Origin of the sequence: Coleofasciculus sp. E1-EBD-02 (genome assembly GCF_040218245.1) — a bacterium.
In the GTDB taxonomy this organism is placed as follows: Bacteria; Cyanobacteriota; Cyanobacteriia; order Cyanobacteriales; family Coleofasciculaceae; genus Coleofasciculus.
In genome coordinates, this window is sequence record NZ_JAVJQN010000052.1 from 21,810 (window position 1) to 32,167 (window position 10,358).

General features: G+C 45.2%; 10 protein-coding genes. 5 read left to right on the forward strand and 5 right to left on the reverse strand.

Annotated features, from left to right (window positions below):
• Positions 1-3 precede the first annotated feature (3 nt).
• Entirely contained in the window at positions 4-561 is a 558-nt protein-coding gene (locus RIC07_RS09220) for a 3'-5' exoribonuclease domain-containing protein (protein ID WP_446394250.1), read from the reverse strand.
• A 40-nt stretch (positions 562-601) separates the two neighbouring features.
• Positions 602-1,249 (reverse strand): signal peptidase I, encoded by a 648-nt coding sequence (gene lepB, locus RIC07_RS09225; RefSeq protein WP_446394259.1) that lies wholly within the window; start codon positions 1,247-1,249, stop codon positions 602-604.
• Between the two features lie 425 nt (positions 1,250-1,674).
• On the opposite strand from lepB, the gene RIC07_RS09230 reads away from it, so the two are divergent.
• Positions 1,675-2,574: a PEP-CTERM sorting domain-containing protein gene (locus RIC07_RS09230; protein ID WP_446394251.1), complete on the forward strand. Its 900-nt coding sequence runs from the start codon at positions 1,675-1,677 to the stop codon at positions 2,572-2,574.
• A gap of 381 nt (positions 2,575-2,955) precedes the next feature.
• A complete protein-coding gene (locus RIC07_RS09235) occupies positions 2,956-4,293 on the forward strand; it encodes an S-layer homology domain-containing protein (RefSeq protein WP_446394252.1) in 1,338 nt (445 codons plus the stop codon).
• Between the two features lie 638 nt (positions 4,294-4,931).
• Here the strand turns inward: RIC07_RS09235 and RIC07_RS09240 are convergent.
• A complete protein-coding gene (locus RIC07_RS09240; RefSeq protein WP_446394253.1) occupies positions 4,932-6,611 on the reverse strand; it encodes an ABC1 kinase family protein in 1,680 nt (559 codons plus the stop codon).
• Between the two features lie 178 nt (positions 6,612-6,789).
• Between RIC07_RS09240 and RIC07_RS09245 the strand changes: the two genes are divergently transcribed.
• Together RIC07_RS09245 and RIC07_RS09250 are read left to right on the forward strand one after the other, a co-directional pair.
• Positions 6,790-7,074, forward strand: coding sequence for a hypothetical protein (locus tag RIC07_RS09245; RefSeq protein ID WP_446383577.1), 285 nt, complete (start codon positions 6,790-6,792; stop codon positions 7,072-7,074).
• 86 nt (positions 7,075-7,160) lie between these two features.
• Positions 7,161-7,397: a hypothetical protein gene (locus RIC07_RS09250; RefSeq protein ID WP_446394254.1), complete on the forward strand. Its 237-nt coding sequence runs from the start codon at positions 7,161-7,163 to the stop codon at positions 7,395-7,397.
• Positions 7,398-7,537: 140 nt separating this feature from the next.
• On the opposite strand, the gene RIC07_RS09255 is transcribed toward RIC07_RS09250, so the two are convergent.
• Together RIC07_RS09255 and RIC07_RS09260 are read right to left on the reverse strand one after the other, a co-directional pair.
• Positions 7,538-9,586: a sensor histidine kinase gene (locus RIC07_RS09255; RefSeq protein WP_446394255.1), complete on the reverse strand. Its 2,049-nt coding sequence runs from the start codon at positions 9,584-9,586 to the stop codon at positions 7,538-7,540.
• Positions 9,587-9,720: 134 nt separating this feature from the next.
• Entirely contained in the window at positions 9,721-9,876 is a 156-nt protein-coding gene (locus tag RIC07_RS09260; protein ID WP_446394256.1) for a hypothetical protein, read from the reverse strand.
• Between the two features lie 122 nt (positions 9,877-9,998).
• Here RIC07_RS09260 and RIC07_RS09265 point away from each other — a divergent pair.
• Positions 9,999-10,358 (forward strand): RNA-guided endonuclease InsQ/TnpB family protein (locus RIC07_RS09265; protein ID WP_446394257.1); only part of this gene is annotated, 360 nt, incomplete at its 3' end.

Here is a 10,358-nt window from a genome sequence, read left to right on the forward strand (position 1 = left end):
CGCCTATAGTTGTAAGTTGTTTTGCAGAAGATTGCAAAATAATTTTCCCTGTTGTATTGCATCATCGAGAGCAACGTGGGTCAGGGGCATTTCCTCCAACCACTCAGGGGGTAGGTTTTTCTTCCCTGACTCACGATAATCTTGTTTGAGGAATGCCATCGCATAGGATCGGATGTCGAGTGCCGAATGGTTAAAAGGACTATCGCCGACAAACTTAATCAAATACCAGTAGACAAACATAAAGTCGAAGCCAGCAGGATAGCCAACAAAGATCGGTTCACCCGGTAATGCTTCTAGCCAAGCGTGATAGTTCTGCATCACCTGTTCGGGGGGTTGTGGGTTAACTCGGCTGGCTTCCCAAGCGGTTGGTTGTTGTGACCACCATTTCATGGTTTTGGGATGACCTTTTGCCCCTGGCAAGGTTTCCAGGTTGGCTGTAAAGGTTGCGATCAATTGTTTGTCTGCGCTGTAAGCTGCCGAGGCAATGCTGAGCATAGAGTGAGGTCCGGGAATGGGACCATCGGATTCAATATCTGTGCTGACGTAGATTTCGATTGTCATCTATTTTCTGAGCCATTTGATCCAACTGTAGTTACAGACATCAAACTAAACCAAATCGGCTGGGGGGCCAGAAGCGGAAACAAGCGTGACCAATAATATTAGGTTGAGGCAAGAATCCCCAAACGTGAGAGTCGTTGCTGTTGTTGCGATTATCTCCCATGACAAATAACTGACCTTCCGGAACGCGCACGGGTGCCATTTGATAGTTTGGGGGTTCAGCAATGTAAACTTCGTCTAGCGGTTCCCCATTAATATAGACTTTGCCATCTTGAATTTGGACGATTTGACCCGGTGTGGCAATGATCCGTTTAATAAAGGCTTGGTCTTTGGTAAACCCCTGCATTTGCAGTTGAGGTGGTGGATCAAAGACAATGATGTCCCCACTGACTGGGGGTTTGAAGTGGTAGGAAATTTTTTCTACGACCACGCGATCGCCGATGCTCAATGTCGGTATCATCGAGTTTGAGGGAATGTAGCGCGGTTCGGCAATAAAGACTCGAATCAACAGCGCTAGGGCAAGTGCGATCGCAATAATTTGTAGATTTTCCCGGACTTGTTGCCAGAACTTAGATCGCGGTGATATAGATGGGGTCGATTGTTTGGCTACTGTTGACTGATTCGGTTTGTCCACAGGTATTGAAGTCCCTCCCTTGGCAGACTGATTTTTTACCGTTTTGTTTAAAGTCATACACGTTGGCACTGAGAATCGCTGGCTGTCACTTTTCTTGCTTGCGCCACAAAACGTTTGCCTTTCAGTCAAGATAACACGCTCTCTAGCTCTTTGAGCGATGGGGTGACTGATTCGGGTTGTGTTCATCAGGCGATCGCGTTCCTCAACCCCGTCAACGGCGATCAGGGAGACTCTCGTGCCGTCTTTCTCCAAAGGCATTTGCTAGTTTAACTTGGATTTAGAGTTTATTTTAACCTTAAACAATCCTGTATTATTATCTAATTCTTTACATGATAAATCCTGATGTTTTTTTGCTTTTTTGCATTCTTCAAATTATTTATTTTAACAAAGCATCATAAAAGAAGACGCTAAATTAACAAGAAATTTATTTAAATTCGCTTTAATTGTAAATGTAAACATTCTAATCTATGAGAATTGACGCCATGAACACCAACAAAGTTTCTAAGTTTATCGGAAGTGCGGCGGTCGCAGTTAGCTTAATTTCTATGATGGGTCAGCCAGCCAATGCTGGACAATTGCACAACGACTGGAACTATGGAATTGATGCCTTCGGTGACGGATCGGGTGGTGCTAAGTATGACATTAAAGGATTAGCCATGAAAGAAACAGCCGATAGTATTTTTGTGGCTCTAACAGGTGGCACACCCTTAGAAGGAAATCAAGACACAAGAGCGGTTGACAACAATGTTGGATTTGGTGATTTATTCTTTAATTTCTCTGGGAAAGATTTTACCACAGCGATGAATGATGGTGATCTATTTGGAATTCGCTTTGCTGAAACTAATGATTCTCAAGTCAGCCGTACTGGGGTTTATCAAAATGTCACGGCAATGAGCGTAACTCAAGATAACGATGGGTATGGCAGTTTAAAGCAGTACTATAACCACAGTAAGTTTGACAAAATCAATACCCAAGGCACTGATTTGCCAGACAAAGCTGATGTCTACGATTATCTCTATGGCAGCACCATTGCCCAGAAGCCAACGAAGAATAATACTCCAATCCTCAATGTGATTCAATCCGGTAGATTTTTGGGCGATATTGATCTACTAGATGGGACTCAACTCAGTAATGCTGGACTCGATTTTAGTCACTTTGAAGCGAATGACTCTCACACGTATGGCTTTAGATTTGACCGCGCTTTGCTTCCTAGAAATGGAGATAGTTTCGTCAGTCATTTATTCTTAGAGTGTGGCAATGATGGTGTGGCACTCAAAGGAGACCTTAAGTCAGTCCCTGAACCTTCTGGTCTGGCTGGAATTGCTGGCATTGGTTTAACCTTTGCGGGTATGGCTTTACGCCGTCGCCAATCACGAGGCTAGCTGCCATTTTTGTAATTGCATCATTGGTAATAAGTAGCCAAGAACTCAAGTTCTTGGCTAATAGCTTAAGTCGGTTAAAACCGACTAATGGTTTCCCCCATGAAAAAAAAGCGAAGCATCCTTTGGCTTCCCCGCATAACAAAAAGCGAAGCAATATCTGGTCTCCCCCATGGAACCAAAAGCGAAGCATCCTCTGGCTTCCCCCTTTTTAAGGGGGACGGAAGGGGAATCTACAAGGGAAGAGGGGGATCTAATAGGGAAAAGGGTGATCTAAAAAGGGGAGACGGGAGGGGAATCTACTGTGAGATGGGAGGGAAATCCAGAAAGGACAAATTAACATAAGAATAAAGTTGTGCGCTAGCGTGAGAAGAGAAACATCTATTGGTTCTGTTTCCTGTGCTGCTAAATAAACGTCCTATTCTATTTACGGGTTTCGTTGCTTGCCTCGTGGGTGTATTGACTGCCTGCGCCAATAGTCCCACAGGTCAATCCTTAGAACGTTCCTTAGCCGTAGACCCTAAACTGGAGGATAATGCCTCAGTTTTGGGGAGTCAGACGAATGAACAAACATCTTCGGCGCAATTACCAGAGGATTTCCCGACCGTAATTCCCCGCTATCCCGATGCTCAATTACAGAACGTTGAACCATTAACTGGTTCAGATGCCCAAGGTCAACGTACCATCTGGTCATCCACTGACCCTAGTAATGATATTCAAGCATTTTACCGCAGAGCATTTGAATCCGGCAGTTGGCAGGTTATTTCTGCACCGAATCAGGATGGGATGAATTCCTTTATTGTGCGCCGGAATGATTTAAAAGTTAAGGTTTCTATTCCTACAGATACTGCCATTAACGATACAGAAGAAACGCCAACTGAGACAGACACAGATCCAAATATTACAGAATTTGAGATTCAGTACCTCCGCAGCAGTACCGAGACAGCAGCAGCACCGTCAGATGCTTCAGAAGCTTCAGAGACAGCAATAGAGAATACTGAATCCGTTGATTCAGCATCTGGCAAAGAGCAAAACTTCACTGATTTTGATAACGTTCCGCCTGGATTGCGTCAGTATGTCGAAGACTTAGCCGCCTTAGGGATTCTCACGCCTGACGCTTCTAGTGCTAACAATAAATCAGAGGATAGTGGTACACAATTTGCCGCCACTAAAATTATTACTCGCCGCCAGTATGCCCGTTGGCTTATTGGAACGAATAATCGAATTTATGAGAATAGTCCAGGAAAACAAATCCGTTTAGCCTCAGAAACCACTCAACCCGCGTTCCAAGATGTGCCACCAACTGACCCAGATTTTGGGGCAGTTCAGGGATTAGCTGAAGCGGGGTTAATTCCTAGTCCTTTGAGTGGTAATTCTACAGAAGTTCTGTTCCGCCCTGATGCCCCTCTAACGCGGGAAAATCTAGTTTTATGGAAAGTCCCGTTAGATATTCGTCAGGGGTTACCGCCAGCCTCTCTGGATGCCGTACAGCAAACCTGGGGATTCCAAGATGCAGGTAAGATTGACCCGAAGGCGTTGCGGGCAGTTTTGGCAGATTTTCAAAATGGGGAACAATCGATTATCCGTCGCGTTTTTGGGTACACCACTCTCTTTCAACCGAAAAAGCCTGTTACGCAGGCAGAAGCTGCTGCCGCCCTGTGGTATTTTGGGTCTCAGGGTGAGGGAATATCGGCTAGTGAGGTTCTCCAGCAATCGAACTAGAAAGAGTTTTAATTCAGATCTTACACCTGTCGCATTACTCAGCCTTGGGTTTAAACCCAAGGCTGAAAGCTTAAGTCGTCTAAAGACGACTGGATAGGAGTTGGGAGCATCCCAATTTGGCACGTTGGCTCTTTGAATGGGGCTGAAACCCTTGCAATTGCCTTACTTGAGGTAATGCTTTGTCCAAAACGGGATGCTCCCTAGGAGTTTAAGTCCATTTTGGAGTTTAATTATACCCAACCAGAACATATTGACTGAATGGAACATTATAATGGTTCGTCTGTAGGGGCGGGTTTCACTATTATCGTTTCAGGTTTACCCAAATGCAACTAAACCCGCCCCGCCTTAGTGGTGTGGCACAGCTAAAATGGTGGAATAGATTGTAGGTTGGGTTTCGACTTCGCTCAACCCAACGGAATTTAGAGCTAAGGTTCCCTTACTACAAACAGTCTTGGCGTGGCACAGCTAAAATGATGGATTAGATGTGACGATTGAATCGGGCGCAAGTCTTTGCGCCCCTACAGTTTCGGGGCTAATGCTTAATTCATCAAATAAGGTGTGCCACGCCACTACAACTATCCGACTATTAAATATCACGTCACTTTAACGTGTTAACTAAAAGCTGAATAATACATTATCTACCGACGGGTCATTTTCTCAAATTTTTCCTTTACCGCCAATTGAACCAACGAATACAACAAAATGACAAACCAAAATCCCGACAACGTAAACGCGGCAATTGCCCACCCAGTATGCGGCACTAATAATAATACTGTTCCCGCCAATAATGCAAACCCAGTTAAACAAGCATAAATCAAACTCTTAATCGCCAAATGAATCCGTTTTAAAGCGCGATCGCTCTCTAGGGAACGCACCCTGACTTGTAGTTCCCCTTGCTCGATTCGGGCTTCTAAGCGGCGAATTAACAATTCTGTAGAACTCGGCTTGTTTAACCGATATTTAATAAAATCTCTGGCTTGCCTTGCCAGTTCTTTTACTACATCTCCCCGCCCTTTGGAAACGGTTAAATTTTTAACAAAGGGTTGACTGGCGGCTAATAAGTTATACTCTGGATTTAAAGCCCGGGCAATCCCATCCAACGTGGTTAACGATTTTAAAATAAATGTCATTTGCGCGGGTAAGCGAAACGGTTGCTGCTCAAACATTACATACAACTCATTTCCCAATGCCTCAAATTCCCGCACATCGATGGGCTTTTCCCGAAACCGTTCTAAAATAAACCCGACTAGGCGTTTAACTGGGGTCATATCCGGTTGTCGTTCCAGTAACCCCATATAGGTTAAGGTATTCACCACCTCATCGGTGTCTTTCCGCAAAACGGCAAAAAAGGTCTTAATCATTTGGTCTCTGGCGATTGATTTAACCTCTGCCATCGTGCCAAAATCATAGAAAATAATACTGCCGTCCTGATCAACTGCCATATTTCCCGGATGCGGGTCTGTCTGAAAAAAGCCGTCTTCTAATAACTGTTTCAGATAACAAGAAATCCCCCGTTGAATCACCTCATTGGTGTTGATTTCACAGGCTTCCAGGGTTTGGCGATCGTCAATTTTGATTCCGGGTAAATATTCTAACGTGAGTACCTTCTTCGTCGTGTAACGCCAATAAACCGTCGGCACCAGAATCCCTGGGTAATTATTAAAATTTTCCCGGAATCGATCAGCATTTTTTCCTTCTTTGATATAGTCTACTTCTTGATAGAGTAAATCAAAAAATTCGCGATAAATTGCTTCAAGTTTATACTTCCTTACCCAAGGCAAATACCGATTAGCAAATCGCACTAATTCATGTATGATTTTAAAATCTAAATTAAAAAGTCGTTCAATCCCTGGACGCTGCACCTTCACCACCACATCTTCCCCGGTATGCAGCCGTGCTTTGTGAACTTGCCCCAAGCTCGCTGCTGCCAGAGGAAAGGGGTCAAACTCCCGATATAATGCATGAATAGATTGACCCAGTTCGACTTCAATCACCGCGATCGCTTCCGCCCCACTGAAAGCTGGCACCCGATCCTGTAAATGTGCCAATGCCTCGATGTACTCTAAGGGCAGTAAGTCAGCACGAGTCGAGAGGGCTTGCCCAATCTTAATAAATGTAGGACCTAAATCTAGCAACGTCCCCACTAGCCACTGGGCGCGGCGGTTGCGATGATTGGGCGTATCATTGGCAATAGTTTTGTCCCACCATAAATAGAACATAAACTTCGCCGCCGACCGAAAAATGTCAATCTGGCGGGCGAGGGGGGAATACTTTCGTCGTTGCCAACGGGGTGGCTTGGGCTTAGCCTTAGTCAGCATTCTGCCTTTCGCATGTGATGAATGAGGGAACAGGAGCGAGAAGCTATTGCTCTCCTCCTTAATACTTTAAGGTTTTATGGCAAAATAGGCTGCGCTAGACAACTTACGACTTACCATTTGAGGAACAATTATCACTTCGTCCTATTTTTCCACAATCTTTACAGAATTCAAGATTTTCATGAACCCAATTTTATGTGGAGTGGGACATGATCAGGATAAGTCTAGCAAGGAGCAATCCATGAAGACAGAAGATGCTTTGGCAGCAGGAGCCACTGTTGGTGCTGGTGCTTGTGCGACAATTTCCGTTAGCGGAATAACTTCTGGATTAGCGGGAATTGGCGGCATCGCAGTAGGAGGAATAGCTTTAACTGGAGCGTTTCCTTTCCTGGCAGGAGGTTTGGTTGGCGGTGCGCTTACCTACCTTCTGTGTAATAAGGGCAGTGACTCCTCATCAGCCAGATAAGCATTGTGTTGCAGGCTCTAATTTTAAGGAGCTACTCTCAACAACTCAAAATCAAACCGAATAAGCTGTAGTACATCGGGCTAACTGTGGCAGAAAGAAATCAGAAACTTTCTGCCCATTTTTATGCAACGCTTCCTCAGCTTCAAGACGTGCCATGGCACGTCTCTACATTGCTCCCCCAGTTCCCCCAGCATCTCTTTTGCTATACAATTTATATTCTCGATGCTGTCGAGAAAATTGGGGCTAAACGGGTTTTGCTGGACTCAATTAAAGACATCGAAATTGCTACACCGGATAAGGTTCGCTACAAGGATTATATCTAAGTAGTCGGACAAAAGAAAACGGTACTGTAGTAAGTTTTGTAAGTCGCCCTCAAACCCTTACTGTTCCCTGTTCCCTGTTACACACCGAGCGTGTTACCGAGGTAAGCCGAGGTGTTCCCTATTCCCACCACAAGACTTATTCAGCAGCCCCTACTTACTAGCTGATCCACTTCATCGGGTAGAGTTAAGGTAAATGAAATCATTGCCCGATGAGAATTGTCTAACGGCTGACTCGCCACCTCAATGATGCCATTGAGATGATTGACTAAACACTTCACTAATGCTAGTCCTAATCCCGTTCCAGGAACCGCTTGTTTGGTAATCCCTTGACCGCGCCGAAATTTCTCGAAAATATAGTTAATATCGGTGGGTAATATACCGTCACCGATATTGGTCAAGGTTAACACCAACCGATTGACCGCAGCATGAACGTGATACTCAACTTTGAGAGAAACGGTTGTATCGGGGTGGGCATATTTGCCTGCATTAGTTAACAATTCCAGCAGGATACGGTTTAAACTTTCTGGATCAGTGTGAATCATCAGTGATTTTAAGGAGCAATCTAGGTTAAATGTCAATGACTTCGATGCCCATTTCTCCTCAAAATCCTGGGCTAATGTCTGGATCAGCAGGATTACGTCCATAGATCGCTTCTGGATATAAGCGGGATTGGATTCGAGTTGCTGTAAACTAAGTAAATCGTTAATCAGATCGATTTCTTGATTACACTGTTGCTCAAGAATGTCTAAATATTTTTGCCGACGCTTGGCGGGGAGTTTGGGTTGGCGCAACATGCGAATTGCCAGACTCATCGCCGTTAACGGTGTTCTCAGCTCATGATTCATGGTACTAATGAATTCTTCTTTAAGCTGATTTAATTCCTGAAGCTGATCCACCTGTTGACGGATGCTTTGATGTAATTGGGCGGGAACGGTTAAACAGGGAGACGGCTGAACCGAGTGATGGTGAAGGCGGTAGGGTTCTGGCTGTCGGCTTTGATGCTGGTGAATCAACTCACTCAGTTGCGTCGCCACCCATCTGATCCATTCAATGTCATCCCCTTGCCATAAACGCGGCTGATCCTGTTGGACAACCAAAAATCCCAACCGTTTCAGATGTTGAGAACCATTGCTAAAGGTGTGACACAGGGGAACCATTAACACCCCATGGCTAATCGCCTCCTCAAATCGGGAGATTCCTGAAGTCTCAATTGGAGTATTTGCCCAATCCGCGATCGCAATCGGTTCAGGTATCTGTTTCCAAGCCATTTGGCATAAGCCAGAGTCAGATAACCGGAAGGATTGATGGAGTAATCGTTGGGAGTTTAGCTGAACTGCTTGATCAAGCGTAGGGGTAAACCATTCAGCGACAACCTTAATCTCAATTGATGGCGGAGGCTTGCCATCTTGATGTGATCGATCTAGAGCAGGATTATCATTAAATAGCAGTAGCCAACCCCGATCTGCCTGAAGTGCTTGAGTGGTACTGGCAACCACTTGTGCCATTGTTTCATCAAGATTGCGATCGCTCTCGATAAACTGACTGAATGGGGAAAGCAGCGTCTGGTATCGTTTCGACTGATCGACTTGCTGGGTAAGCTGAACGTGAGCAATGGCAACGGCTACAGATTCAGCCACCTCACTTAACCGTTGTTTTTCCTGTATCGTCCAATCATAAGACTGCGATCGCCCTAACACGATCATCCCATTGATCCTGGATTGACTCCAGGTATGAAGCCTTAACACTGCCCTAACCGGGAGCCAATCCCAACACCGTTGATCTGCCAACTCCGGATCAGACTCCTGAATATCCCGAATTGCTAAAGGTTCTTCTACCCCAGTCAGAAATGATGGGTATTGCCCTAGTGTTTGGGGTTGAGGTTGTTGCCCTAAGTAGCCCTCGGCATACCATAATCCCATCTTGGGAATTGCTGTTGGGCATGAGTCAACGTTGTCGGTTGGGTTGAAAGACGAAACCCAACTCGCTTGGTTAGCTTGAACATTTTGTGCCAACCTGACATGCTCCCTTGCCATTTCTGGGGAAAACGCTGCAATTAAGCAACAATCAACCTGAAATGCCTCACCTAATATCTGGGCAATACTCGCCAATAACGTCTGTGGATTGGGACTAGCAACGATAATTGAAATAATCTGTTGTCCCAGTGGATTGGATGAAGGCGGGTAATGCATGAGTGAATACCTCTATGCTCCTAGGTGAGAACGGCGGCAAAAGTTTTAGCGAAGACATGTCCGACGTTTCACCTACTTTCCCCAAGTGCTACAAGGCTTAGGGATTAATTTTCGGATTAGTCTTCAGACATCAGTCAAAGGATGGATTTTTGAAACGGTTGCTGCTGATACAACTGGCTTAAAGATAGATGGTCATACTTAGTATTCCCGTTCTGACGAGGGATATACCAACAGAGTTCATATTTTTTGAGAGAAATGTCGCGTCCCCGGAGCAAGGTGGATGAGATCATAAGCTTATGTCTCTTCATCTTTCGCAAGCGGCTTTCCGACCCTCGCTTTTAGCGACGGGAGGAAAGCCGCGCCTCCGGTTACCGTTTACAGTTTTTACAGGGAATGTGATAGAATGTGAGGTATGACTCAACGCGCCTACCGATACCGCTTTTACCCAACGTCGGAACAAGAACAACTCTTGCGCCGCACGTTGGGTTGCGTTCGTCTAGTTTACAACTTGGCGTTGCATACTCGAACTGAAGGTTGGTACGAAAGGCAGGAGCGGATTGGCTACAAACAGACATCCGCCATGCTGACAGATTGGAAAAAGCAAGAAGACTTGCAGTTTCTCAATGAAGTTAGCTGCGTACCATTGCAGCAGGGATTGAGAAACTTGCAAAAAGCGTTTACCAATTTCTGGGCAGGTCGTGCTAAATACCCCAACTTCTTAAAGTTGCGGAATGGTGGTAGTGCTGAGTTTACTCGTTCTGCCTTTAAGTGG